At 71.8% G+C, this 25,733-nt stretch carries 21 protein-coding genes, 1 tRNA gene and 1 pseudogene; 10 read left to right on the top strand and 13 right to left on the bottom strand.

Translation table 11 applies throughout. The annotated features are described in order from the left end of the window. Window positions 1-68 precede the first annotated feature (68 nt). Window positions 69-800, bottom strand: a complete 732-nt coding sequence (locus tag O2L52_RS15025; protein WP_270116463.1) for a glycerophosphodiester phosphodiesterase — start codon at window positions 798-800, stop codon at window positions 69-71. A 356-nt stretch (window positions 801-1,156) separates the two neighbouring features. Here O2L52_RS15025 and larB point away from each other — a divergent pair, with 356 nt between their 5' ends. The 3 genes from larB to O2L52_RS15040 all read left to right on the top strand — a co-directional run bounded on the left by larB (window position 1,157) and on the right by O2L52_RS15040 (window position 4,125). Then, complete coding sequence (gene larB / locus O2L52_RS15030; protein WP_270116465.1) at window positions 1,157-2,011, top strand: nickel pincer cofactor biosynthesis protein LarB; 855 nt, start codon at window positions 1,157-1,159, stop codon at window positions 2,009-2,011. Window positions 2,012-2,138: 127 nt separating this feature from the next. Continuing rightward, window positions 2,139-3,818, top strand: a complete 1,680-nt coding sequence (gene larC, locus O2L52_RS15035; RefSeq protein ID WP_270116467.1) for a nickel pincer cofactor biosynthesis protein LarC — start codon at window positions 2,139-2,141, stop codon at window positions 3,816-3,818. Continuing rightward, on the top strand, window positions 3,751-4,125 hold the full coding sequence (locus O2L52_RS15040) for a PH domain-containing protein (protein ID WP_270116468.1): 375 nt from the start codon (window positions 3,751-3,753) through the stop codon (window positions 4,123-4,125). Before larC ends, O2L52_RS15040 begins: the two co-directional genes overlap by 68 nt. Window positions 4,126-4,216: 91 nt before the next feature. Here O2L52_RS15040 and O2L52_RS15045 read toward each other — a convergent pair whose 3' ends face one another. From O2L52_RS15045 to O2L52_RS15060, 4 genes are all read right to left on the bottom strand, one after another. Beyond that, window positions 4,217-5,755 (bottom strand): multicopper oxidase family protein, encoded by a 1,539-nt coding sequence (locus O2L52_RS15045; RefSeq protein WP_270116470.1) that lies wholly within the window; start codon window positions 5,753-5,755, stop codon window positions 4,217-4,219. A 475-nt stretch (window positions 5,756-6,230) separates the two neighbouring features. Then, complete coding sequence (locus O2L52_RS15050; protein ID WP_270116471.1) at window positions 6,231-9,386, bottom strand: helix-turn-helix transcriptional regulator; 3,156 nt, start codon at window positions 9,384-9,386, stop codon at window positions 6,231-6,233. Between the two features lie 40 nt (window positions 9,387-9,426). Then, window positions 9,427-9,666 (bottom strand): hypothetical protein, encoded by a 240-nt coding sequence (locus O2L52_RS15055; RefSeq protein ID WP_270116472.1) that lies wholly within the window; start codon window positions 9,664-9,666, stop codon window positions 9,427-9,429. A gap of 140 nt (window positions 9,667-9,806) precedes the next feature. Continuing rightward, entirely contained in the window at window positions 9,807-11,888 is a 2,082-nt protein-coding gene (locus O2L52_RS15060) for an MMPL family transporter (protein ID WP_270116474.1), read from the bottom strand. Window positions 11,889-11,992: 104 nt separating this feature from the next. On the opposite strand from O2L52_RS15060, the gene O2L52_RS15065 reads away from it, so the two are divergent. Then, window positions 11,993-12,493 (top strand): MarR family winged helix-turn-helix transcriptional regulator, encoded by a 501-nt coding sequence (locus O2L52_RS15065; RefSeq protein ID WP_270116475.1) that lies wholly within the window; start codon window positions 11,993-11,995, stop codon window positions 12,491-12,493. Here the strand turns inward: O2L52_RS15065 and O2L52_RS15070 are convergent. From O2L52_RS15070 to msrA, 6 genes and pseudogenes are all read right to left on the bottom strand, one after another. Next, a complete protein-coding gene (locus tag O2L52_RS15070; RefSeq protein ID WP_270116477.1) occupies window positions 12,466-13,671 on the bottom strand; it encodes a cryptochrome/photolyase family protein in 1,206 nt (401 codons plus the stop codon). The genes O2L52_RS15065 and O2L52_RS15070 overlap by 28 nt on opposite strands. Window positions 13,672-13,730: 59 nt before the next feature. Continuing rightward, window positions 13,731-14,357 carry a fasciclin domain-containing protein gene (locus tag O2L52_RS15075; RefSeq protein WP_270116479.1) on the bottom strand — a complete coding sequence of 209 codons (627 nt, stop codon included), beginning with the start codon at window positions 14,355-14,357 and terminating at the stop codon, window positions 13,731-13,733. A gap of 55 nt (window positions 14,358-14,412) precedes the next feature. Next, window positions 14,413-15,903: a molybdopterin-dependent oxidoreductase gene (locus O2L52_RS15080; RefSeq protein WP_270116480.1), complete on the bottom strand. Its 1,491-nt coding sequence runs from the start codon at window positions 15,901-15,903 to the stop codon at window positions 14,413-14,415. A gap of 135 nt (window positions 15,904-16,038) precedes the next feature. After that, on the bottom strand, window positions 16,039-16,779 hold the full coding sequence (locus tag O2L52_RS15085; protein ID WP_270116482.1) for an anti-sigma factor: 741 nt from the start codon (window positions 16,777-16,779) through the stop codon (window positions 16,039-16,041). Continuing rightward, complete coding sequence (gene sigK, locus O2L52_RS15090; protein WP_270116483.1) at window positions 16,776-17,390, bottom strand: ECF RNA polymerase sigma factor SigK; 615 nt, start codon at window positions 17,388-17,390, stop codon at window positions 16,776-16,778. The genes O2L52_RS15085 and sigK overlap by 4 nt, the downstream gene beginning before the upstream one ends. A 128-nt stretch (window positions 17,391-17,518) precedes the next feature. Continuing rightward, window positions 17,519-18,088, bottom strand: a pseudogene (gene msrA / locus O2L52_RS15095) (peptide-methionine (S)-S-oxide reductase MsrA); the annotation flags it as partial. A 65-nt stretch (window positions 18,089-18,153) separates the two neighbouring features. Here msrA and O2L52_RS15100 point away from each other — a divergent pair. Then, window positions 18,154-18,540: a VOC family protein gene (locus tag O2L52_RS15100; protein ID WP_270116485.1), complete on the top strand. Its 387-nt coding sequence runs from the start codon at window positions 18,154-18,156 to the stop codon at window positions 18,538-18,540. Window positions 18,541-18,673: 133 nt separating this feature from the next. Here the strand turns inward: O2L52_RS15100 and O2L52_RS15105 are convergent, their stop codons facing one another. Continuing rightward, window positions 18,674-18,937, bottom strand: a complete 264-nt coding sequence (locus O2L52_RS15105) for a hypothetical protein (RefSeq protein WP_270116486.1) — start codon at window positions 18,935-18,937, stop codon at window positions 18,674-18,676. A 92-nt stretch (window positions 18,938-19,029) separates the two neighbouring features. Here O2L52_RS15105 and O2L52_RS15110 point away from each other — a divergent pair, with 92 nt between their 5' ends. The 3 genes from O2L52_RS15110 to O2L52_RS15120 all read left to right on the top strand — a co-directional run bounded on the left by O2L52_RS15110 (window position 19,030) and on the right by O2L52_RS15120 (window position 21,907). Then, window positions 19,030-20,175: a cystathionine gamma-synthase gene (locus tag O2L52_RS15110; RefSeq protein ID WP_270116487.1), complete on the top strand. Its 1,146-nt coding sequence runs from the start codon at window positions 19,030-19,032 to the stop codon at window positions 20,173-20,175. A 46-nt stretch (window positions 20,176-20,221) separates the two neighbouring features. Beyond that, complete coding sequence (locus tag O2L52_RS15115; protein WP_270116488.1) at window positions 20,222-21,589, top strand: amidase; 1,368 nt, start codon at window positions 20,222-20,224, stop codon at window positions 21,587-21,589. Window positions 21,590-21,834: 245 nt separating this feature from the next. Continuing rightward, window positions 21,835-21,907, top strand: a tRNA-Ala gene (locus tag O2L52_RS15120). Window positions 21,908-21,961: 54 nt separating this feature from the next. Here the strand turns inward: O2L52_RS15120 and O2L52_RS15125 are convergent. Further along, window positions 21,962-22,891 (bottom strand): alpha/beta hydrolase, encoded by a 930-nt coding sequence (locus O2L52_RS15125; protein ID WP_270116489.1) that lies wholly within the window; start codon window positions 22,889-22,891, stop codon window positions 21,962-21,964. 74 nt (window positions 22,892-22,965) lie between these two features. Between O2L52_RS15125 and O2L52_RS15130 the strand changes: the two genes are divergently transcribed. Together O2L52_RS15130 and O2L52_RS15135 are read left to right on the top strand one after the other, a co-directional pair. Next, window positions 22,966-23,595 (top strand): TetR/AcrR family transcriptional regulator, encoded by a 630-nt coding sequence (locus O2L52_RS15130; RefSeq protein WP_270116490.1) that lies wholly within the window; start codon window positions 22,966-22,968, stop codon window positions 23,593-23,595. A gap of 174 nt (window positions 23,596-23,769) precedes the next feature. Beyond that, the gene (locus O2L52_RS15135; protein ID WP_270116491.1) at window positions 23,770-25,635 is read left to right on the top strand and encodes a hypothetical protein; all 1,866 of its coding nucleotides are present in this window, start codon (window positions 23,770-23,772) and stop codon (window positions 25,633-25,635) included. Window positions 25,636-25,733 lie beyond the last annotated feature (98 nt).

A 25,733-nucleotide genomic window follows, 5' to 3' on the forward strand; every position in this document is an offset into this window, starting at 1 on the left:
ACCTACCTGTTAGCTCCGCATGACGCCAGCATTACCGGCGGACGCCGGGTCCGTCGGGCAGGGGCGATTCAGCCCGCCAGGGTCTGCCTGATCGCGGCCGGGCGGTCCGTGAACATGACGTCGACCTCGAGTCCCGCCATGCGGTGGGCGGTGTCGGCGTCGTTGACGGTCCAGGTGTACACCTGGTACCCCGATTCGTGGCTGCGTTCGACGAATTCGGGGGTCGCGTCGAGGTAGTCGACCCGCGAACTGAGCACCTGGACGCCTTCGGGCGGGCGGCGGAACGGGTACTCGAAGATCCAGACGAGCGGTGTGTCCGAGTCCAGGCCGCGCCAGGTCTTCAGCGCCGCGCGGGAGAAGGACATGACGGTGGCGTCGAGTCCGGGCCATCGCCGCAGCGTCTCCCACAGGCGCATCTCGAGACGGGGCCCGAACTTGGAGGGGTGCTTGGTCTCGATGAACAGTTTGAGGTCTTTGCCCGAGTCGACGACGAGGCCGAAGAGGTCCTCGAGGGTCGGGATCCGCTCGGCCTCGGGGTTGCCGGCGCAGTCGGGGAACAGGTGGGCGAAGTTCAGTTCCCGAAGCTGCGCAAGGGTGAGATCCGCCACGGCGCCCTTGGCGCCGGAGGTGCGTTTGACGGTGCGGTCGTGGTGGAGCACGAGCTGGCCGTCGGCGGTGAGGCGGATGTCGAACTCGAACCCGTCGGCGCCCTCGACGATCGCCTGCCGGAACGCGGCGAGCGAATGCTCCGGAAGGAACTCGTTCGCGCCTCGGTGGGCGGCGATCAGCGGCTGGGACACCCCTTGACGATAGACGAGGGGCCCGACGCCGCGCCCGGTTCGCGGTGTGCGTCCAGGGAAGCGGTGATGAACGTCCCCGGCCCGGCAGGATCCGGTGGCGGCGGGGCATCGCGGAGCGCGCCACGGAGAGGTCGGCGCGAGGCGGCACGGGACGGCCGACTGACGGGCGCTTCGGTGGTCGGCGCGAAGCGGTTAGCGCAGGGCGGTACGGCGCGGTCGGGCGTCCGGCGGAGCGGCGGGGCGCTTCGATAGTCGGCCTGAAGCGGTTGGCGCGCGGCCGTCAGCGCGGATCCGCGCCGCTGGGACGGGCCCCGTTCCGGTGGCGGCTGGTGCGGCGGGGGAGGGAGGATGGACGCGTGCGACACGACCCAGAACCCACGGCCACGCAAGCGTCCGGCCGGCAGGAATCCGCGGCTCCGCGGGCGTCCGCCGCGCGGCCGGAGTCTTCGGCTCCGCAGGCGCCCGGCCAGGCGGACTCTTCGGCGCCGCAAGCGTCCCCCGACGGGCCCGCCGCCGCGCCGGCGTTCGGCGCCGCCGGAGAGGGATACCGCGACCTGGGCTGGGCCAAGATCGACACCGACCGTCCGGCCCGGACCGGGACGGCCGAGGCCGTGTACGCGGCGGGGAAGACGCCCGAGCAGGTCGTCGGCGCGCTCGCCGCACTGCGCGAGGCGCACCCCGGCCGGGTGGCGGTCGCGACCCGCTGCGACGACGCGTGCAGTGCGGCGGTGCGGGAGGCCTTCGGTGCGGACGTGCTGGTCGAGAGCGGGGTGTGCGCGGTCGGCGACTTCCCCGATGCCGAGACCGGCCTGCTCGCGGTGGTGTGCGCCGGAACCTCGGACCTGCCGGTGGCGCGCGAGGCCCAGATCGTGGCCCGCGCCAACGGGATCGACACGCGGCTGGTCGCCGACGTGGGCGTCGCCGGGCTGCACCGGCTCCTCGACAAGGTCGGCGAGCTGCGCGAAGCCGCCTGCGTGATCGTGGTGGCGGGCATGGACGGCGCCCTGCCCTCGGTCGTGGCGGGCCTGGTCGCCGCGCCGGTGGTCGCGGTGCCGACCTCGGTCGGGTACGGGGCCGCGTTCGGCGGCCTCGCGCCGCTCTTGACCATGCTGAACTCCTGCTCGCCGGGGGTCACCGTGGTCAACATCGACAACGGTTTCGGCGCGGCGATGGCCGCCGCGCGGATGCTCGGCATGAAGGCGGCATCGTGAACGGGGCACTCATGGAGTCGGCACGCTTGAACGCAGCATTGTCTGAGGCAGCACTGTTGCAAACAGCACTGTCGAAGGCAGCACTGTCGAAGGCGGGACAGTGAAGGCGCACCAGGGAGGCCGCCCCGTGGCGGTCGCGTGGCTGGACTGCTCGGCCGGCGCCAGCGGCGACATGTTCCTGGGGGCGCTGGTCGACGCCGGGGTTGACTTGGCAGTGATGCAGGAAGCTGTGGACGCGCTCGGGACCGAGCCGATCCGGTTGCGCGCCAACCGGGTGACACGGCACGGACTGGTCGGCACGAAGGTCGACGTCGAGGCCCCCGAGGTCGCGACCGACCGGCGCTGGCGGTCGATCCGGACCATGCTCGAAGGCGCGGCACTGGACGATGCGGCCCGGAAGCTGGCGCTGGGGGCCTTCGCGCGGCTGGCGGCGGCGGAAGCCGCCGCGCACGGGATCGACGAGGAGGACGTGCACTTCCACGAGGTGGGCGCGCTCGACTCGATCGCGGACATCGTGGGCGCCGCGGCGGGCTTGGCGGCCTTGGGCATCGAGCGAGTGACCGCTTCGACGGTGACCGTTGGCGGAGGTACGACGCGCGGCTCGCACGGGTCCATCCCGCTGCCCGCCCCGGCGGTGCTGCGGGTGCTCGCGGACGCGGCCGCGCCGGTTGTCGGCGCCGTGCCGTACGAGGCGTGCACGCCGACGGGCGCGGCGATCATCGCTGCCGCCGCTTCGGATTACGGCTCGATGCCGGAGATGATCGTCGAACGGATCGGCGTGGGTGCGGGCGGCCGCGACCCGAAGGAGCGCGCGAACCTCCTGCGGCTCGTCATCGGCCGCGAGGTCGCGCCGGCTCGCAGAACCGGTACGGCGCATGTGCATCGCACCGGCAATGGGCACGACCACGAAGCCGTCCACGGCCACGGTGCGACCGGTGCGCGCGTGCACGACGGCGCGACGCATGAGCATGCGTCCCCCGCGGCGCACCACGGCCACTCCCACAGCGTCCCATCCGCTGAACGCGGATCGCCTGCGGCACACGGTCACGGGTACAGCGCTCCTGCTCACGGGCACACCTCGCCCGCCGAGGACGGCGACGCGCACGACCACGACCACGACCACGACCACGACCACGACCACGACCAAACCGCATCAGCACCCGGGCGCGAGTCCCCGACCAGGCAACCCGGCCACAACTCCCATGCCCGCGAGGACGCGCCGGCTGCGGCGCAGGAACACCAGAATGCCGCCGTCCCCTCCGCGAAGCCCGTCGTCATCGAGACCAATGTGGACGATCTTGATCCGCGGTTGTGGCCCGCCGCGCTCGCGGCGCTGCTCGCCGCCGGGGCGTCGGATGCCTGGTTGACGCCGATCCTCATGAAGAAGGGCCGCCCGGCGCACACGGTCCACGTGCTGTGCCGCCCCGAGGTGATCACGGCCGTGCGTTCGGCGCTGGTCCGGCACACCACCACGATCGGCATGCGCTCCTACGAGATCGAGAAGTACGCGCTCGAGCGGCAGTACACCCATGTCGATGTGGACGGTCACGCGATCGGCGTCAAGCTCGCGCTGGAGCACGGCGAGGTCGTGAACGCCTCGGTCGAGTACGAGGACGCGGCCGCCGCGGCGACCGCTTTGTCGCGTCCGCTCAAAGTGGTGATCGCGCAGGCCACTGCGCTTGCGGCCGAGGCGTATCGGCCGGACAGCGGCGCTGGGGCCTTACCGATATCCTGCCCGCATGATCGATTTCGAGAACGGCTCGGTTTTCAAGCTCCAGCTCACCGACGACCCCGGCTTCCGCGATGAGGTCCAGCCCCTGCTGGCCGACGGTGAAGAGGTCGCCCTGGCCTTCGAGGGCGTGCGCGACTTCGTGGTCTTCACGAACAAGCGCGTCATCGCCGTGAACGTGCAGGGCATCACCGGCCGCAAGAAGGACTACGCCTCCTTGCCCTTCAACAAGATCCAGGCATACTCGGTCGAGACCGACGGCCTGATGGACAACGACGGCGAGCTCGACCTGTGGTTCAGCGGGCTCGGCAAGGTGCGGTTCGAGTTCAAGGAGAACGTGGACCTGCCCGCGATCGCCAAGCACATCGCGAACTGCATTCTTTAGCGACAGTGCGGCGCCGGACCGGTTCACGTGGTGCCTACGGAGACCGGTCCGGCGCCACTGTCGTCCCCGGGCCCTGGTGGCCCGGAGGGGACTAGTGCCCGCCGTGGGAGGACGCGGACGCGCTGGGGGGGACGGTGCCGATCTCCTCGCCTTCGCCGAGGACCACGAACTGGCCCATCATTCCCGAGTCCTCGTGGGCGAGGATGTGGCAGTGGTACATGTACGGCAGGTTCGGGTCGGTGTAGTCCTCGAAGCGCATCGCCAGCCGGTACTTGACCTGCGGCAGCAGCTGCACGGTGTCCTTCCAGCCGCGCAGGCGCGGGGGCGGCTCGCGGCCGTCGACGGTGAGGACCTGGTACTGGACGTCGTGGACGTGGAAGTTGTGCATGAAGCCGTCCGCGTTCTGGACCTCCCAGACCTCGACGGTCCCTTCGCGGACGGCGAAGTCGATGCGCATCGGGTCCATGGACTCGCCGTTGATCTGGTTGAAGCCCGAGAGGGAGAACGAGCGCTCGGCGGCGACCTCGGCTTCGGCGAGGTCGGGTGCGGCGCCCATGGTCTCGGGGATCTCGGTGGTGTCGGCGAGGGTCTCGGCGGCGCGGAACTCGCAGATGTCGAGCAGGTCGTCGCCGCCGTTGAAGCGCGCGAGCGGGCCCTCGTACCCTTCGTCGGCCGGGTTGGAGCGGAGCGCGATCGTCTCGCCGGGTTCGAAGGCGACGACGATCTCGGCGCGCTCGCCCGGTGAGAGCTGGATGCTGCGGGTCTCCCAGGCGGTCGGGAGGAGGCCGCCGTCGGTGGCGATGAGCGCGAAGGGGCGGTCGTCGCCGAAGCCGAAGTTGTAGAGGCGCGAGACGGAGCCGTTGAGCAGGCGCAGGCGCACGAGGCGGGTCGTGACGTCGAAGTAGGGGCCGATGGTGCCGTTGACCATGATCTCGTCGCCGAGGACGCCCTGCATGCTCATGAACGAGGACTTGTCGTCGAACTGGTTGTCGCCGTTGAACTTGCGGTCCTGGACGATCATCGGCACGTCGTCCACGCCGTACTCGGACGGCAGGTTGAGGCCTTCGGACTCGTCGTCGTCGACGATGAACATCCCGGCTAGGCCGCGGTAGACGTGCTTGCCGGTGCGGCCGTGGGGGTGCGGGTGGTACCAGAGGGTCGCGGCGGGCTGGTCCATCGTCCACTGGGGAGCCCAGACGCCGTCGGGTTCGACCTCCTGGTGCGGGCCGCCGTCCATGACCGCGGGCAGGTGCATGCCGTGCCAGTGGATCGAGGTGCCCTCGTCGAGGCCGTTGTGCACGGCGAAGGCGACCTCCTCGCCGCGCTTGGCGCGGATGGTGGGGCCGAGGAAGGGGCCGTTGACGCCCCAGGTCTCGGTCTCGCGGCCGTCCTTGAAGGCGACCGTGCCGGGCTGGATCTCGAGGTTGAAGACCCGCGCGCCCGCGGCGTCGCGGGTCGACTCGGCGAGCGGGGGGACGGCCAGGGGGGTGTCGAAGTCGACCTGGCCGACGGTCTCGAGCCTGGACTTGTTCCAGAAGTATCCGAGGGTGCCGGCTCCGCCGAGCACGACCGCCCCGACACCGCCCCCGACGCCGATGAGGGTCCACTTCAGTGCTTTACGCCGCTTCATGGCTGCAATGTTCGTGCGGCGGCCTGCGCGATACATCGGGCAGAGGAAGGCAATCCGCGTACCACCCGGGGACTACGCGCGGGGCCGGCGTCAACCTGGAGTAGCGGTGCGGGCGAGCGGCGCTCGCTTCCGCTCCCTCTTTCGCGTGAACCCGCCGGCCCGTATGCGCCCGTTTTGCCGGCAATGACCACCGTTGTTCGAACCTCGCGACCGCGTACTCCCAGCAAGCCGTCGCACCCGTCTGGGAGCCTGGCCTTTTCACTGGTAGTGGTGAAGGTGGGATCGGGTGGGTACCCGGGACCGCCCGTATGCGCGCGCAGCGCCGATTCGCGAGCTGGTCCTCGCGCTCCTGCCTCGAACGCCGCCCGTATGCGCGCAGCGCCGAGCGCCACGCCACTGCGGCAAGTGCCGCAGGCGAAAGCGGTTGCGGGTGAAGACAATCGCAGGAGCAGCGAAGCCGGGCGTGCCCGGCGCGTTACTCCTCGGTGAGGTAGCCGCGGAGGTGGGCGGCGTTCACCGCGGCGGCGCGGCCGGCGACTTCGAGCTTCGCCATCGCGCGCGAGAGGTGCACGCTCACGGTCTTCTCCGAGATGTACAGCTCCGCACCGATCTGCCGGTTCGTGAGCCCGCGCGCCACCTGGCGCAGTACGGCGAGCTCGCGCGGGGTGAGCGGCGTCGTCGTCGGGACCGCCGCGTCCAGGCCCGCGCGCGCCGCGAGCGCGCACAGCTCCTGCGCCAGCGGGGCCGCGCCCAGACGCAGCGCGGTCGCCTTCGCCTCGGTGAGCACCGCGAGGGCCTCCGCCCGCGCCTCGGTTCCCGGCACTGCCAGCAGCGCCTCCACGAGCCGCCAGTGCGCAAGCGCCTGGCGGTACGGCTCGGCCCAGGTCCGGTCCTCCGGCACGGCGCCGTCGGCTCCGGCTTCGAACAGCGCCAAGGCTTCTGAGGCGACCGGGTCGCGCAGTGCGAGCTCCAGCCGCGCCTGCTCGTCCAGGTTCACCGCGAAGTCGACGGCGTCCGACGCTGGCTTCGATGGCGCCGCAGCCGATTCGGTGCCTTCACCGGTGACGGTGTTGCGGTAGTCGAACGCGGCGGCCGCCGCGCGCCACAGGGCCGGGTCGCCGTCGCCGTAGAGGCGCGACTCCTCGGCGTCGAGCTGGGCGACCCACGCCAGGCCCTCCGGGCCGAGCGTGCCGGACAGCGGGCGGCCGTGCTCGTTGAAGAACCGGGCCCGCTCGGCCAGTCGCTCCCCCGCCGAGACGGCGTCCTTCGCGCCCGTCGCGTCACCCTCGCGGCGCAGCCGCTGGGCCAGGTCGGCGGCCGCGCCGACGCCCGCGGCGCACACCGAGACGCCCGCGAGGTAGTAGCCGCGCATGCGGGTCATCCGCTCGGTCGCGCGCTCGGCGCGGCGCAGCGCGTCCGCGGGGCGGCCGCGCCAGCGGTCGAGCTCGACGCCGCACAGCGACGCCAAAGCGAGCACCTGCCCGTCGAGCTGCCAGCGGTCGGCGAGGTAGTCGAGGCGGCGGTCGGCGGCGTCGAAGCGGCCGCGGGCGACGTCGACGAGGAGCACTGCGGCGGCGAGGCGGGTGAGGACGACGCCGGGCAGGACGCTGGAGGCCATCTCGCCGTTCACGTCGACCTCGTCCCAGCGGCCGATCATGTAGTTGGAGATGACCTGGCGCACGGCGGTCTCGAGGCCATAGCCGCTCCACTTGTCGCCGGTGCTGCGGGCGAGGTCCATGCCGCGGTTGAAGTGGGTGAGAGCCTCGGCGATGCGGGCGGCCTCGACCATGACGAGGCCGTTGTTGAAGTGGGCGCGCAGTTCGACCTCGTGCCAGCACTTGCCGAGGACGAGGGCGCGGGCCTCGTCGTTGCGGACGACGGTCTCGGCGAGGGTCTGGCCGCCGCGGCGGAACGCGCCGATGCTGAGGGTGAGGATCGCGTCGGCCTTGGCGGCGAGGTGGCCCTCTTCGTCGTCGGCGGTACCGGCCGCGGTGACCGCGTCGGCGGTGGCGATGGCGCGGGCGCACCATTCGGCGGCCTCGTCGTACTTGCGGCTGTGGTAGACGGTGCGCGCGACGACGGCCTGGGCCCAGGCCTTGATGGTGTGCGGCTCGTCGTCCTTGACCAGTTGCCATGCCTCCCAGGCGACCCGGTGGGCCTCCTGCTCGCCGCCCTCGATGGAGAGGAGGTGCTTGGCGTACTTGCGGCGGGTGTAGGCGCCTTGGAGGCGGTCGCCGGAGGCGTCGGCGAGGCGCACTGCGGCGGCCGAGTACGACTGGGCACGTTTGATCTCGCCCGAGGCCTCGGCGTTGGAGGCGGCGCGGACGGTGAGGCGCAGTTCGGTGAGGCCTTCGGGGCGCTTCTCGGCGGGGACCTTGCCGAAGAGGGTGAGCGCGCGCTCGAGGTGGAGGAGGGCTTCGGCGGGGGCGGCGAGTTCGACGGCTTCGTCTGCGGCGCGCACGGAGGCGGCGAGGGCGCAGGGGAGGTCGCCGGATTCGTGGGCGTGGTGGGCGAGCTCGGCCTCGGCGCCCTTGCCGTGGTCCTCGGCGAGGGATTCGGCGATCTTCTGGTGGTAGCGGATGCGTTCGCCCGGAAGGAGGTCGGTGTAGACGGCCTCACCGAGGAGGGCGTGGCGGAAGGCGTACGTGTCCGGGCTCTTCTGGACGATGATGCCGTGGGAGATCGCGGCGCGCAGGGCCTGGTCGAGTTCGCGTTCGTGGCGGAGGCCGTTCTCGTCGAGCATCGACCAGGCGGCGGCGTTCAGGCGCCGGTAGGTGAAGCGGCGGCCCATGACGGAGGCAAGCTGGACGACCTGCTTGGCCGCCTCGGGGAGGCGTTCGAGGCGCGCGAGGAGTACTTCGGCGAGTTCGAAGGTGACGGTGTGGGTCTCGGCGGCGGCCAGCTCTTCGGCGAGGAACGCGTTGCCCTCGGAGGCGGCGGCGATCTTGGAGACGGTCTCTTCGTCGAGCCCGGTGTTGAGTTCGCGCACGAAGTCGGCGGCGTGCTGGGCGTCGAACGGGTCGAGGTGGAGGCGCTGCACGGCGGGGAGGCGCACGAGTTCGGCGAGGAGGGGCCGGAGGGGGTGGCCGCGGTGGACGGCGTCGGCCCGGTAGGTGCCGAGGATGAGGACGCGCTGCCCGGTGAGGCGGGAGGTGAGGAAGGCGAGGAGGTCGCGGCTGGAACGGTCGGCCCAGTGGAGGTCTTCGAGGGTGAGGACGAGCGGCTGCGCGGCGGAGAGGTCGGCGAGGGCGGCGTGGAAGGCCTCGAAGAGGCCGAGGCGGCCGAGGTCGCCTTCGGCGGGGGTGGGGTGGCCGGGGAGGAGGGGGCTGAGGCCGGGGTGGTTCTTGGCGAGGTCGGGGTTGTCGCGCGCGAGGGCGCCGACGATCTCGGCGAAGGGGAGGTAGGGGAGGGCGGAGTCGGCGGTGTCGAGGCAGTGGCCGGTGACGGTGAGGACACCGTCACCGGCGTTGTCGGTGAATTCGTGGAGGAGCCGGGTCTTCCCGACCCCCGCGTCGCCTGAGACGAGGACCGTCGCCGGGCGCCCGCCGCGGGCGGCGTCGAGCGTCTCGCGGAGCGAGGCGAGTTCGGCGTCGCGGGCGAACAGGGGGAGGTCGGAACCCAGGCGCGGCATGTCAGCAATCATGACACGGGCCTACGACGTTCCGCGCCTGTCATTTCGCAGGCTGCACGCGGGCGGAGCCCCGTCCTCCGGTGGTCTCCTCGGTCCGCTCGCCGCGGCCGAGGGCCTTGGCGACGCGGGCCGCGAGGCCGTTGTGGCGGACGTGGTGACCGCTGCGGCGGGTGGCCTTCGCGGCGTTGACGAGCTCGCGGGCCTGGCGCTCGTTCTGGGCCTGCTTGATGAGCTCCTCGGAGCGGGCGTAGTGGAGGTAGTTGAGTTCGAAGTCGTTCATTTGGTTTCCTTCGGTGTCGTCGGCCGGATTTTCCGGCCTGACACCAATGCTCCGGCTGAGGCCGGGCCGGGGGCATCAGGTGTCCGCGTCGGGCGGGGCCTTACCCGCCTTAGTTTCGGGCCCGATGCCCCCGCAGTCCCTTACTTTCGGCTGAGGGGCCTTACCCGGGAGAGCCGCGAGGGCCACCAGACGGCCCGGCCGAGGTCGAAGGTGAGGGCCGGGACCAGGAGCGAGCGGACGATGACCGTGTCGAGGAGCACCCCGAAGGCGACGACGAACGCGATCTGCGCGAGGAACAGGATCGGGAGGACCGCGAGCGCCGAGAACGTCGCCGCGAGCACCACGCCGGCCGAGGTGATGACCCCGCCGGTGGCGACCAGGCCCCGCAGCGTCCCGGCCCTGGTGCCGAGCCGCGCCGACTCCTCGCGGACCCGGGTCATCAGGAAGATGTTGTAGTCGATGCCCAGGGCCACCAGGAACACGAACCCGAACAGGACCACGGTGGGGTCGGCGCCGGGGAACCCGAAGAGGTGGTTGAAGACCAGCGCCGAGACGCCCATCGTGGCGCCGAAGGAGAGCACGACGGTGGCGGTGAGCAGCAGCGGTGCGAGGATCGACCGCAGCAGCAGCATGAGCACGCCGAGGATGACGGCGAGCACGATCGGGATGATGACGGCCCGGTCCCTTTCGGAGGTCTCGAGCGTGTCGAGCTGGATCGCGGTGGGGCCGCCGACCTTCGCGTCGGCGCCGTCGACGGCGTGCACCGTGTCGCGCAGGCGCTCCACAGTGCTCATTGCGGCGTCGCTGTCCGGCGCGTCCTCCAGCACCGCGTCGATCTCCACGAGCCCTTCGGCTTCGACGACCTGGCCTGAGGCATCGGTCTTCGGGGCGACCTCGGCGACGCCGTCCACTTCGGCCGCGGCGAGGACCGCGTCGAGCGCGTCGGCGTTCGCGATGATCACCGCGGGCGCGCCCGAGCCGGCCGGGAAGTGCTCGGCGAGGACCTCCTGACCGGCGACGGAGTCCACTTCGGTGAGGAACACGTCGGTCTGCGCGGTGCCGTCCGCCTTGAGCTGCACCATGAACGCGGCGGCGATGACCAGGCCCGCGGCCGTGGTCATCCACACGACGCGGGGGCGGCGGGCGACGAGACCCGCGACCGAGGACCACAGGCGGGAGCGGCCCGCACCCTTGCCGGCCGCGGTGCGGCGCGGCCAGAACGCGGCCCGCCCGAACAGCGCGAGCACCGCCGGGAGGAACGTCACCGCGGCCAGGAACGCCGCGCCGATCCCGATGGCCGCCACCGGACCCAGGCCCCGGTTCGACTCCAGCTGGCTGAACAGCAGGCACAGCACGCCGAGGATGACCGTGCCCGCCGAGGCGGCGATCGGCTCGATCGTGGCGCGCAGGGCCTTGCGCACGGCGGCGAAGCGGTCGGCGCCGCTGATGAGCTCCTCGCGGAACCGGGCCACGAGCAGCAGCGCGTAGTCGGTCGCCGCGCCGAACACGAGGATGAAGAGGATGCCCTGGCTCTGGCCGTTGAGGTCGATCGCGCCCGCGTCGGCGAGGACGTAGACCGCGGCGCTGGCGGCGGCGAGCGCGAACCCGCAGGAGAGCAGCACGAGCAGCGGCAGGAGCGGAGAGCGGTAGACGAGCACGAGGATGACGGCGACGACGGCGGCGGCCACGAGCAGCAGCAGGCCGTCCACTCCGGCGAAGGCCTCGCCGAGGTCGGCGCCGAGCGCGGCCTGGCCGGTGACGAGCACTTCGAGGCCCTCGGGACGGTCGGTGTCGAGGAGTGTCCGGATCTCCTCGACCGCGGCGGCGTCGTCCTCGGCGTCGATGAGGACGATGAGCTGTGCGGCTTCGGGCGGGGTCTCGGCTGAGGGCTGCGGCGGGATCGGCGGCCCGGCGTTGAACTCGAAGTCGGCCAAGGCGGCGCTGGCGGTCTCGAGGTAGGCGAGGTCGGCCTCGGTGAGGCCGCCGGGGCGTTCGGCGACGATGATCGCGGGCGTCGCGTCGGTCTCGTCGAAGGCGGCCCGCAACTCGTTGACCTCGGTCGACTCGGCGGTGGACGGCAGGAACGCGGAGCCGTCGTTGGAGGCGACCTCGCTGAGCTTGCCGGCGAACGGGCCGGCGAAGGCGCCGATGGCGAGCCAGGCGAGGGCCAGCAGGGCGGGTATCAGCCAGCGCAGCCGGGGTACGGGTCGGTCGGGGGCCATGTGCGGGTCTCCTCGCGTGCTCGTGGTGATTCCACGTCAGGATAGTTCGATGATCGAAGTATTAAACGGAGGCGTGGCCGGGATCATGGGGGATGATGGGTCGCATGACCGATACCGGCGACGAGCGGGAGCTCACCGACCTCGACCTCACCCGTCTGCTGCAGACGCTGACGGTCGAGTCCGATCGGTACGCGGAGCGGTTCGGCGTGCGGCACGGCCTGCACCGCACCGACGTGAACGCGCTCGCGCTGATCCTGGACGCGGCCCGCCGCGGTGACCCCATGTCCCCCACCGTCCTCGCCCGTGCACTGCGGTTGAGCCCTTCGGCGACGACCTCGCTCATCGACCGGCTCGAGGCGCTCGGGCACGTGGAGCGGACCCGCCCGGCCGGGGACCGCCGCCGGGTCGCCCTCGTGGTGCCCGAAGCGGCCCTTGAGGAGGGGCGGCGCATGTTCGTGCCGCTCGCGGCCGCGTTCGCGGAGGCGTGGACCGCTTTCGACGCGGCCGAGCGCGAGGTCGTGGCGCGGTTCCTGGAGGTGAGCACGGAGGCGATGCGGGAGGTCGGCGCCGATTGGGGTCACGAGGGTCCCCAGCGCCGCCGGTAGTCGCCTTCGGGATCGTACCGATCGGCCTGCCGGGCGTGGTTGAACCCGCGGTTCGGCCGGGTGTCGTTGCCGGTGCCCGCGGTCCACTGCCAGTTCCCCCAGTTGTTCGCCTCGTCGAGGTCGACGAGGTGGCGGGCGAACCAGGCGGCGCCGTCGCGCCAGTCGAGACCGAGGGTCTTGACGAGGTATCCGGCGCAGATGAGCCGCGCGCGGTTGGGCATCCAGCCTTCGGCGAGGAGCTGGCGCATGCCGGCGTCGACGATGTCGACCCCGGTGGTCGCGGCCTGCCAGGCGGCGAGGGCGGTGAGGTCGGCCGCCCACTCGGCCCCCCACACATCTCGGGCACCGCGGCGGTACGGGGTGTCGGTGAGCGCCGGGAACGCGTGCAGGACTTGGCGGTGGAAGTCGCGCCAGCAGAGCTGCCTGACGAACGGTTCGGGTACGCGCGGGTCGGTCGCGAACGTCCGGGCCGAGAGGCAGCCGAGGGCCAGGTGGGCGCTGAGGCGGGAGGTGCGGTCGGCGGCGAGCTCGTCGCGCCGGTCGCCGTAGTCGCCCGCGCTCGGGGCCCACTCGTCGAGCCGGGTGAGGGCCGCGCGTTCGCCGCCGGCGGGCAGGTCCGGTGCGGTCCCTTCGGGTTCGGGCAGATCGTCACTGCCGGGAAAGTCCGCGGGGAGATGCAGGCGGCCGGGTTCGGGGGCTTCGTCGCGCCACCGCGTCTGCGACCAGGCGCGCCAGTACGGGGTGAAGACCTTGTAGTGGTCGCCGCCGCCGCTGGGCAGGAGCCGGCCGGGCTCGACCACGGAGGGCCCGGCGGTCAGGGTGAACGTGATCCGTTCGCGTTCGCAGGCCGCGGCGAGGGCTTCGCGCAGCCCGGTCTCGAAGCGGCCCACGTCGTCCGCGCACACGACCGCGTCGGCGCCGGTCTCGGCGCGCACCCGCATCACCTGATCCACCGTGGGGCCCCGGCGCACGGCCAGGTCGCCGCCGAGCGCGTGGAGGGAACGCCGCAGGTCGGCGAGCGCGTCGAGCAGGAAGCGGCGGCGGTTCAGGTTGGAGGCCCGCGCGGGGTCGTCCACGTACAGCGGCACGACCCGGTCGGCGGTGGCGGCCTCGGCGAGCGCCGGGTTGTCGTGCACGCGCAGGTCACCGGTGAACAGCAGGAGTGCGGTGGCGGGCATGTCGGCTCCCAACGTTCCGGGGGGCCGTCCATTGCGGACGACCCCCGGGAGCGTATCGGTCAGGGCATCAGGACCGAGTCGATCAGGTACACCGTGGCGTTGGCGGTCTGCACGTTCCCGCAGACCACGGCCGCCGAGTCGTTGACCGTGAAGTCCTCGCCCGAGCCGGCCACCGTCAGCGTTTCACCCTGGAGGGTGGTGTGCTCGCCCGCGAGCGCTTCGGGAGCGAGCTCGCCGGCGACGACGTGGTACGTGAGGATGCCGGTCAGCATCTCCTGGTCGGCGAGGACCGCGTTGAGGTCGGCCTCCGGGATCGCGGCGAACGCACTGTTGACCGGCGCGAACACGGTGATGTCCTCAGCGGTGTTGAGCGTGTCGACCAGGTCCGCCTCGGTCACCGCAGTGACCAGTGTGGACAGTTCCGGGTTGTTGCTCGCGGCGGTCGCGACCGGGTCGTCGGCCATGCCGGCGAAGCTGCCCTCGCCGTCGGCCGGGACGGCCGAACACGCCGCGCCGAACTCGCCCGCCATCTCCGCGGTCGTCTCCTCCTCGGCCATGGTCTCCTCAGTGGAGGTGGTCTCGTCGGCGGCGTCGTCACTGCCGCCGTCGGAGCAGGCGGACATGGTGATGGCGAATCCGGCGGCCGCGGCCAGGGCTCCGGCGCGGGTCAGGAATCGAGTGTTCATGGGACTTGCCTCTCTCATCGGATGCCGGGGGCGGTCGCCCGCGGCGGTGTGCGGTCTATGCGGCGGTGACGACGACCGAGTGCCAGCCGGTCGCACCGTCGGGGAAGGGCGTGACGCGCTCGGCGGTCTGGGTGTCGCCCACGCTGTCGGTGGCGCGGGCCTCCAACTTGTGGCGCCCGGGTTCGGCGTCCCACTCCCACAGCCACTGGCGCCACGTGTCGGGGCCGATGACGGGGGCGAGTTCGGCGTCCGCCCAAGGGCCTTCGTCGACGCGGACTTCGACGCGCTCGATGCCGCGTTGCTGGGCCCAGGCGACGCCGGCGACCGCGGTGCGCCCGGTGCCGATGGTCTTGAGGGGCTTGGGGGTGTCGATGCGCGAGAACGTCTTGATGGGCGCTTCGGCGGCCCAGTCGCGGCGGACCCAGTACGGGTCGAAGTCGGCGAACGAGGCGAGCTCGATCTCCACGAGCCACTTGGTGGCCGACACGTACCCGTACAGGCCGGGGACGATCATGCGCACGGGGAAGCCGTGTTCGATCGGGAGCGGCTCGCCGTTCATGCCGACCGCGATCAGGGCGTCGCGTCCGTCGGTGCAGGCGCTGTGGGGGGTCCCGGCGGTCCAGCCGTCGTGCGAGCGGCCGACCACCTGGTCGGCGCCCGGCTGGACGCCGGCCTCCTCGAGCAGCTCGGCCAGGGGGACGCCGAGCCACCGGGCGTTGCCGGCGAGGGTGCCGCCGACCTCGTTGGAGACGCAGGAGATCGTGATCTCCCGTTCCACCAGGTCGCGGTCGAGGAGGTCCCGGTAACTGAACTCGAGCGGCCGGTCGACGCGCCCGGTGACGCGCAGGGTGTAGTCGTCGGGGAGGACCTGCGGCAGCACGAGGGCGGTGTCGACGCGGTAGAACTCGGCGTTCGGCGTCAGGTAGGAGGTGAGGCCCTCGACGTCGAGGCCTTCACCGGCCGGGCCGGCGTCCACCGGTTCCGGCAGCCGGACGGCGCCGCGGGCGGTCTCGACTTCCCCCGTCCCGCCCAGGCGCCATCCGGCCGCGCCCATCACGCCCGCCCCCGCGAGGGCGAGCAGGACCCCTCTCCGGTCGACGACGCGTCCAGACGCGCCGATGCTCTGCGGGCGGCGGTAGAGCAGCCCCAGCACGAGCGCGCCGGCGGCGGCGCCGACCAGCGAGGGCAGGACCCAGGCCGCTGCGGCCGCGGGCCGGGAGAGGGCGGCAGCCGCTCCCGTCGCGCCGAGCAGCGCCAGGGCCGTGTAGCCGACCGCGATCCGGCGGCGTGCGAGCACGCCGACCAGGGCCGCGGCGGCCGCGAGTGCGAGTCCGATCCCGATGAACAGCACCAGCTTGTCGTAGAAGCCGAACGTGCGGATCGCGAACGCCTTCACCGGCTCAGGGGTGGCGTCGACCATGACCGCGCCGACGGCGGCGAGCGGCGCGCTGCCGGGGGCGACCGCCGCGGCGGCCAGTTGGGCCGCGGCGACGGCCACGCCCGCGCAGGCGAGGCCCGCGAGTGCTGCGATCGGTTTGCCGTTCATGCCCCGTATTCGGGGCCGGGGTCCGAGCGGATGGGTCCGGGATCCAAATATTTCGGAGCAATGCCGTGAACAGGCATGAAACACAGTGAGGGCCGGGCCCCCCACCGGACCCGGCCCTCGCTCCTCCCCGAGCGCCTACGCGGGCAATGCCACGTCGGCGACCATCGGCAGGGTCGGGGCCGCAGACCCGCCCGCCGGCTCTTCGGTGACACCGATGAGGTCGGTGTCGCCCAGTCCATCGATCCACATCGTCGCCGAGGAGTCCCCGGCGTCCATGACGCCCGCCGACTCCTGGCCGGCCTCGTCGACCAGCCACACCTGGTAGGAGCGGTCGTCGTCGACGGCGGCGAGGTCGGAGACGACCACGACGGCCTCGTCGAGCGACTCGGAGGCCACCACCGTGACGCGCCCGCCGCCGTCGGCCTCCTGGTAGGCGACCTCGGCATCCGGTGCCTCCAGGACCGCGGTCATACGGTCGGCCGTCGGCGACTCCTCCGGGCGCAGCACGGCCCAGGTCGCGAAGACGCCGGCGAACGCCGCGACGGCGGCCAGCGCGGCGGCGCCCACCGCGAGCCGCAAGCGCGGGAGGCGCAAGCGAGGCACGCGTCGGGCGGGCTTCGGCGCGGCCTCCGGCTCGCTGACGAGCGGGGCCTCCTGCCGGGTCCGGCGCACTTCGGCGAGGACGCGTTCGCGAAGAGCCGCAGGCGGTTCGGCCAGGGTCACGTCGGAGAGCCGCCACACCGCCTCGCGCAGTTCGCCCGCCTCCTGGGCGCACGAGGCGCATTCGGTCAGGTGCTCCTCGACCTGGCGGCGCTCGTCCGCGTCGACCGCGTCGAGGGCCCAGGCGCCGATGAGGGTGTGGACTTCGGTGCTCATCGGGCCACCTCCAGGCAGTCGCGCAGTTTCGCGAGGCCGTCGCGGATCCGCGTCTTCACGGTGGGGACGGCGGCCTCGAGCAGGGTCGCGACCTGCCGGTACGTGTGGCCGCCGTAGTAGGCGAGGGTGACGGCCTGCCGCTGGAGCTCGGTGAGGGTCTTCAGGCAGCGGCGCACCTGGCGGTGCTCCAGGCGGCTCGTCGCGGCCTCGACCACGGAGTCGTACTCGGTCTCGGTACTGCTGGCGGCGGCCCGGCGCTCGCGGTCCCCGGCGGCCTGCGCGGACCGGACCCGGTCGACGGCGCGGCGGTGGGCGATCGTGGTGATCCAGGCGCCGGCCGACCCGCGGTGCTCGTCGAAGCGGGTGGCGGTGCGCCACACCTCGACCAGGACCTCCTGGGCGACCTCCTCGGCCTGGGCCGGGTCGCGCAGGACCCGCACGCAGAGGCCGTAGACGCGCGGCGCCATCAGGTCGTAGAGGGCGGCGAAGGCCGCGTCCTCCCCGAGGGCGGTGCGGTGCAGCAGCGCCTCCGGGGTCGCGGCCCCGGCATCGGGGACGGCGGTCAGCCGCGGTTCACGCCGGGGCCCGGGCCCGGCACCGGTGTCGAACATCCTCACGCTCCAGCCGTCGACTTGGGTGGTCGCTCATGGTTCGGAGCGGGAGGGCGCCCGGATGGGTCGGTGCCGCGGATTTCTCGCGCGGCGGATAAGGAGCGGGGCGGTTCCACCTCGACCTGCGCCTTGACGACGCCGACGGGGCAGGAGAGGCCGTTGGGTCCGTGGTTGCAGTACCCGTTCGGATTGTGGTGCAAATATTGCTGGTGGTACTCCTCGGCGAGCCAGTACGGCCCGGCCGGGAGGATCGCGGTCGTGATCGGGCCGAGCCCGGCGGCGCGCACGATCGGCTCGAACACGTCCTTGCTCGCCTCGGAGGCGTCCTGCTGCTCGGACGTGGTCGTGTACAGGACCGAACGGTACTGGCTGCCCACGTCGTTGCCCTGGCGCATGCCCTGCGTGGGGTCGTGGTTCTCCCAGAAGACCTTGAGGAGCTGCTCGTACGCGACCGCGCCGGGCTCCCAGACGACCTTGACGACCTCGGCGTGGCCGGTCAGGCCGGTGCAGACCTCCTCGTAGGAGGGGCGCTCGGTGTTGCCGCCCATGTAGCCCACGGAGGTCGTCCAGACGCCGGGGACGCGCCAGAAGAGGCGTTCGGCGCCCCAGAAGCAGCCCATGCCGAAGTACGCGGTCTCGGCGCCGGGGCCGGGGGAGCCTTCGATGGGGTGCTGCAGGATCGGGTGCGTCGTGCTCATCCGGCAAGTCTGTCACGCGCGAATAACGATCGCCAGCGGTCCGCGTGAGACGTTAACGTATGCGCATGGTTGCAAAAATAGGACAAGTCACGTTCGACTGCCGGGACGGGTACACCCTGTCGCGGTTCTGGACGCAGGTCACCGGTTACACCGAGGTCCCCGACGACCCGAACCTCCCCGAGCACTCCCAGCACTTCATCGGCCCCGACGGCAAGCACCCGGGGCTGCTCTTCATCAACGTGCCCGACGCCAAGACGGTGAAGAACCGCCTCCACCTCGACCTCGTGCCCGACACGACCCGCGACGAGGAGGTCGAGCGGCTCCTCGCGCTCGGCGCCACCGTCTACGAGGACCACCGCAAGGAGGACGGCACGGGCTGGGTGACGATGCTCGACCCCGAGGGCAACGAGTTCTGCGTCGAGCGCTCCGAAGCCGAACGCGGCAGGCACTAGGCACCGCAGCCGACCCCCGCACCACCGCCCCGGTCCGGCGACGGCGACGCCGCGGGCACCCGTCGCGATGACGGGCGCCCGCGGCGCGAAGTCTGACGGGTGTGTCCCGCGATGCCTGCCGAGGGGCGGGGTCCTACTTCTCGGCCACGGCGTCCATCTCGCCGTCGCCGTCGGCGTCCACCACGGCCGCGTCGTACTTGCCGTCGCCGTCGTTGTCGAGCAGCACGTGGTCGATGACGCCGTCGCCGTCGACGTCCACGGCCTTCATGTCCGCGGTGCCGTCGCCGTCCACGTCAACGTGGTACTCGACAGAGCCGTCCTCGTTGCGCCGCACGCCGACCGTCTCGTCGACGCCGTCACCGGTGATGTCCATCTTGTGTACTTCGTCGAAGCCCATGAGGCGCCCCTTAACTGAAGTCGGAAAGTGTTGTCTGCACGATAGCGTGCCTATCCATAGGCAGTGGTACTCGCGTCGGTTAGCGTAGGGACATGCATGAGGGTCACGGGTTTTCCACACGAGCCATCCACGCCGGGCAGGAGCCCGACCCGCTCACCGGCGCGGTCGTCCCGCCGATCTACGCGACCTCGACCTACAAGCAGGACGGCGTCGGCGGGCTCCGCGGCGGCTACGAGTACTCCCGGTCGGGCAACCCGACCCGCACCGCGCTCGAGACCTGCCTGGCCTCCATCGAAGGCGGCTCACGCGGCTTCGCGTTCGCGTCCGGCCTCGCCGCCGAGGACACCATCCTGAGGGCCCTCCTCGCGCCCGGCGACCACGTCGTCATCCCCGACGACGCCTACGGCGGCACGTTCCGCCTCTTCGACAAGGTCGCCAAGCGCTGGGGCGTGGAGTACACCGCCGCCCCCATCGCCGACGTCGACTCGGTCGCCTCGGCCATGAACGCGCGCACCAAGATGGTGTGGATCGAGACCCCCACCAACCCGCTGCTCAACATCGCCGACATCGAGCAGCTCGCCGACCTGGCGCACCGCGCCGGCGCGCTCGTCGTCGTCGACAACACCTTCGCCAGCCCGTACCTGCAGCAGCCGCTCGCGCTCGGCGCCGACCTCGTCGTGCACTCCACGACCAAGTACATCGGCGGCCACTCCGACGTCGTCGGCGGCGCGATCGTCGTGCAGGACAGCGAGATCGCCGACGCCATCGCGTTCCACCACAACTCGATGGGCGGCGTCGCCGGACCCTTCGACGCGTTCCTCACCCTGCGCGGCATCAAGACCCTCGGGGTGCGCATGGACCGCCACTGCGACAACGCCGAAGCCGTCGCCGAGTTCCTCGCCGGGCACGCCAAGGTCGCCGAGGTCCGCTACCCCGGGCTCTCCACCCACCCCGGACACGACGTGGCGGGCAAGCAGATGAAGCGCTACGGCGGCATGATCTCCTTCCGCCACAAGGACGGCGAGCAGGCCGCGGTCGACCTCTGCTCCCGCACTGAAGTGTTCACGCTCGGCGAATCGCTCGGCGGCGTCGAATCCCTCGTCGAGCACCCCGGGCGCATGACGCACGCCTCGGCCGCCGGCAGCGCCCTCGAGGTCCCCGCGGACCTCGTGCGCCTCTCCGTCGGCATCGAGGACGCCGACGACCTCCTGGCCGACCTGCGCCAGGCCCTGGGATAGCCGGACCGGCACCACCAACCTCCCCCGCGAGAAAGAAGGACGTGCAGTGAGCTGGTCGGGAACCACCGCGCAGCAGATAGCCAAGGCAGTCCGGCGCGGCGACGCCGACGCCGCGATCGTCGTCGACCACCACCTCCGCCGCATCGAGGACCACCGCGAGACCGAAGGCGCCCTCACCAGCGTCCGCAAGATCGAATCCCTCGCCGAGGCCGCGGCCGTCGACGAGATCGACAACCGCGACTCCCTGCCCGCCGCGGGCGTGCCCGTGGCCGTCTGCGAGCAGCTCGCCGTCACCGGCCACGCGCCCCGGCTCGGCTCCAACGCCGCCGTACTCCCGATCGCCGACACCGACCACCAAGCGGTGCAGCGCATCCGCGGGGCCGGCGCCGTGATCGTGGCCTTCGGGCGCTCCTCCGAGCTCGGGCTCTGGCCCGCCACCGACGACGACGGGAACGTCCCGGCCAACCCGTGGCGCCCCGACCGCGGCATCGGCGGCCCCAGCGGCGGCACCGCGCTCGCCGTCGCCACCGGCGCCGCGCCCATCGGCATCGGCCTCGACGGCCCGGGCTCGGCCGGCGGCGTGCGCACCGCGGCCGCCGCGTGCGGCATCGTCGCCTACAGCCCCGAGCACGTGCCCGCGGACATCAACACCGACCCCGAGCACTGGCTCGGCGCCCACACCGGGGTCATGGCCACCACCGTCGAGGACGCCGCCCTCGCCTACGCGGCCCTCACCCACCGCCACCCGCGCTCCACCGGCGACCCCGGGCGGCTCCGCATCGCGGCCACCAACGTCGCCCCGCTCCTGGCCCGCGTCGACGACGACGCCACGAAGTGGCTGCTCAAAGCCGTGCGCTCCCTCACCGACCTCGGCCACGACACGTTCCGCGCGAAGCCCCGCTTCGGCGCCCGCCTGACCCCGGCCTCCTCGGGGGCCTGGACCTGCGCGGCGTACCTGCGCAGCCTCAAATGCGGGCCCGACGGCCTGCAGCGGCGCACCAAGCGGCTCGTGTCGGTGGGCGAGAAGACCTACCTGCGCGGCCTCTTCGGCGGCGTCCTCGGCGACGGCAACCGCGTCCGCCGCCACCTCGAGGACTGGTTCGACCTCGAGGACTACGACCTGCTCATCACCCCGGGCCTCCCCGCGGCGCCCCCGGCGGCCAAGGAGTGGTCCACGGAGACCCTGCGCGCCAACGTGACCCACCTCGCCAGCGCCGCCGCGTTCACCGCCCCCTTCGGCCTCGCCGGCCTCCCGGCCCTGGTCGTCCCGGTCGGCATGCGCAGCGACGGCGCCCCCGCCACCGTGCAGCTCGTCGGCCCGCCCGGCTCCACCGGCCGCCTCTTCGACGTCGCGGCCCAACTCGTCGCCAAACTCCGCCCCCGCCGCTACGCCCCCGGCCTCAGCTGGGACTGACGAAGACCACGAAGGGCCCCTCGCGCCGAGCGCGAGGGGCCTTTCCCATGCCATGGAAGCCCGCCCCTCCCGTGAGCACCCGCCCGCACCTGCCTTAAAACCAACCCGCCGCCCCGCCCGACCAGCCCCGCAAACCCCCAGCTCACCAACGTGACCGCCATCTCCAGCCCCTCCCTGGGGCGCCCCCCGAACACTGTGTAAACTAGTGCCGGTTCCAAGGTCTAGGCCTCTGGAACGCCAATCAAGGGGCTTTGGCGCAGTTGGTAGCGCGTTTCCATGGCATGGAAAAGGTCAGGGGTTCGAATCCCCTAAGCTCCACAGCATATTGAGTGCATGAGCGGTCATCGAGTCGATGACCGCTCTTTGCTGTGCCTAGGGGAGTGCTCTCGTTGCCGGCGGCGCGCTGCGGGTCCGGGTTTGGGTTGGTTGCAGGTGGGTGGTGAGGAAGCGGATCTGGTCGGCGATGGCTTGGTCGACGGCGGGCGGGTGGTAGATGGTGAAGTGGTCGGCGTCGTAGTGCTTGAGTTCGGCCCGGGATGCCTTGTCGGCGACGCGTTCGGCGATGCGCGGGGAGATGAGGTTCTCTCGGTCGCAGGCGCAGATCAGGAGCGGGCAGCGCACTTTGGACGCTTTGGCGGAGGCGTTGTAGAAGAGCATGTCGAGCCCGGAGGCCGCGGTGATGCGGTTGTCGAAGACGTATCCGGGTGGGGCGACCGACCTCCAGCCTTCGAGTGCGCCGGGCTGGTTGACGAAGGCGCGCTCGCCGGGGCGTCCGACTAGCGGCACGTAGCGCCGCCGCAGCCCGAAAGCGGCTCGGACCACGTCGGAGAGGATCGGCCCGGTCATGCGGAGCAGGTGCCGCGCTCCGGCGCGGGTGACGACGGCCCGGCCGCTGAGCACGGGGCATTGCACGACCGCGGCGACGAGGTCGTGATGGCGGGCGGCCGCGGTGAGCGCGTGGCTGGAGCCGAAGGAGGTGCCCCAGACCGCGATCCGGGCGGCGTCGATCTCGGGACGCGAGCGGGCGAAGGCGAGGGCCGCGTCCACATCGGCGGCGTAGCGGCGCTGGCTCACGAGCTGACGGGGCTGGCCGCCGGACTCGCCGAGGTGGCGGAAGTCGAAGGCCACCACGGCGATGCCGACTTCGGAGAAGGCCCGCTCGTACTGAGCGAGCATCATTTCGTGGGTGGCGCCTCCGCCGTGGACGAGGACGACGGCCGGGTGCGGGCCGGGCCCGTCGGGCAGGGTGAGCCAAGCTGCGCAGTTGTCGCGCCCGGAGGGGAAGGTGGTCTGGATGGTCATGACACCTCGATTAGGCACGTTGTATGTGAACGACTCGAGTTAATCACGTACCTTGTACTTAAACAAGGAGAGGTATGCCCGCACCCAGAAAATTCACCCGCGAGCAGTTGCGCACGGTCGCCTTGGCGATGGTCGACGAGCAGGGCTTGGCCGCGTTGACCATGCGCAGCCTCGCATCAGCGCTCGGCACCGGAGCGATGACGATCTACAACTACGTCGACGGCCGCGAAGGACTCGAGCAACTGGTCACCGAGGCGGTCATGGCCGAGGCGCGCTGGGACGACGTCACCGGGGAATGGAGCGAGGCGGTCACCGCCGTGGCCGTCGGGATGTGGCGGGCCGTCCGCGCCCACCCTCACGCGATTCCGCTGATCCTCACCCGCCGCAGTCTCGACCCGTCCACCCTTGCCACCGCCGAGGCCCTTCTGGGCGCTCTCGCGCACAGTGGCAGATCCGGCACCGACCTGCTGATCGCCTTCCGGCTGGTCACCGGTTTCATCACCGGTTCCGCCCAATCAGAGCTCGCCGGACCGCTCGCGGAGGGTCACGGTGACGACCCGGACGCGGCCACCGGCCGTGTCCGGTCGCTGTCCTCCGAGCGATTTCCTCACCTGATCGCGATCGCCCGAGCCGCGACTGCCAGCGACCCCGAAATCGAGTTCCGCACCGGGCTGCGCATCATCCTCACCGGGCTCGCCGCATGACGCTCCGCGCAAGGCGGCGGGTCAGCGTCCAAGGGCGGTTCTGCTCTGGAACAGGCCTGCTTGCGGTGGTTTCGAGCTGAGGTGACGGGTTCCAGCGGTGCCGGCCTTGCCAACGGATGGTCGCGAACCGGGCGTATGCATCGTGACAGGGACGCCATCTTCTTTGGAGGTTCGATGCGTACGAGGTACATCGCCGCTGCTGCGGTGCTGGTGGGTGCGGGGCTGGTTCCCGGCGCCGCGGCGGCGGAGGAGCCGGGGGTTCCGGCATCCGCGGTAGTGGAGGAAGGCGCGACCGAGGTGGTGCTGCCGACCGGGGAGAGGGTGGCGATCACGCCCGACGGGGTCCTGGAGGTCGAGGGTGGCGCGTACAGCGTTGGGAGGAACACCGACGGGGAGCGGCTCGTGACGCCGCTGCACGCGGTCGGCGAGGTGGCCGTGGGCGAGTACGACGCCGAATTGTTCAATGTGGACGATCCCGGCGGCGAGGAGCCCGAGCCTGAACCGGAGCCCGAGCCGAACGTGACCCTCACCGGCGCATGGCTGGACGGGTCCGCGCCGGAGATGATGGGCGTGGCCTGGGCCGAGGTCGGTACGACCAGAGAGGGCGGCCCCGAGTACTTCGAGGGCGGTTCGGTGGAGTTCGCGCTGGAACCCGGCCGCTACCACGTGGTCACGTTCATGTTCAAGGGAGTCGAGGGCGACGAGGCCGACGTGATCGCGTCGATCCAGGAGATCCGGGTCGGTACGAAACCGGCCGAGCTCTTCGTCGACGGCAAGAAGGCGAAGCCGCTCGGCTTCGACCTCGATCGCGAGGCCGTGTCGGGGAACTTCCAGCTCGACGTCTTCAGCTACCCGCCGGACGTCCAGGAGGGCGACGGCGCCTATCTCGGGTTCTGGGCCGCGCCCGGCGGCGACCTCTACGCGGTGCCCACGGGCAGGCTCACCGGCGGCAACGACGTCGGCTACGTGGTGCGCGAAGGGCTCACGAGCCCCAGCGGGGCCGCCGACCCCTACAGCTACAGCCTGTTCCGGCACGGCGAGCGCGGCTTCCGCGGCGACCTGACCCCGGCCGTCCACGACGAGGACCTGGCGCGCATCGACGCCGACTACCAGACGCTCGGCGCGAACGGGGAGTTCACCAGGCAGGACCTGCCCGAGTACCCCGGCTACGACGCCGGCTTCTACACGAGCACCGGCAAGGTCGCGCTGCCGTCCTCGCGCACCGAGTTCGTCAGTGCGGACGAGGATCTCAGCTGGGCGCACCGCGCGTACTTCCCGTACGAGGGCGGGCCCGAATCGGCCTGGGACCGGGTGCACCATCGCAGCGGCGTGCTCGAGGCCGGTTCGGTGCAGGACATGACCTGGAACAACGCGCCGCTCTCGGTCGGCATCGACAACATCGGCCAGCCCTGGCCCCCGGCCACGTTCGTCCGCTGGGACCAGTACGAGCTGCTGTACTTCGCGCCGTGGATGTTCTCGTCGTCGGCGAACGGCGAGGGCGTCATGAGCGAGTACCTGCCCGGGAAGATCACGGTGTTCCAAGGCGGCGAGGTACTGGCGCAGAACTCCAAGATCGGGGTCGCCGTGGGGCTCGACGAGGTCGCGGCCGGTGAGCTGACCCTTTCCGCCGCCACCGAACGCGAAGCCCCGTGGACACCGCTGGGCATCCGGTCCGAAGCCGAGTGGACGTTCGACTACGACCCCGAGGGCAATCCGGTCCTGCCGGTGTCGGTGGTCGAGTTCGCCGCCTCGGGGGTCGTGAACGGCTACGCCGAAGCGGGGACCGTGCAGGACATCCAACTCGAGTTCGCGCAGCAGCCAGGGGCCGACGACCAAGACTGCGCCGCAATGACCTTCGAGGTCTCCTACGACGACGGCGAGTCTTGGACGGAGGTCGCGGTCGACCGTGAGGGCGACACCGCCGCAGCCCGCCTCGACCTCCCCGAGGACGCCTCCTTCGTGTCGGTCCGGTTCACCGCCGCCGACGAAGCGGGCAACACCGTCACGCACGAGACCATCCGCTCCTACGGTCTGAGCTAGCCCTGTGGAGCCGCGCGCCCCGGGATTTCGGGGCGCGCGGCTCGATGCGCCCCCCCAGGGCGCGCGGGGGCGCCCGCGGGGGCGGCGGCGCGGCGCCT

This window comes from Glycomyces algeriensis (genome assembly GCF_027622855.1).
Classification (GTDB): domain Bacteria; phylum Actinomycetota; class Actinomycetes; order Mycobacteriales; family Micromonosporaceae; genus Glycomyces; species Glycomyces algeriensis.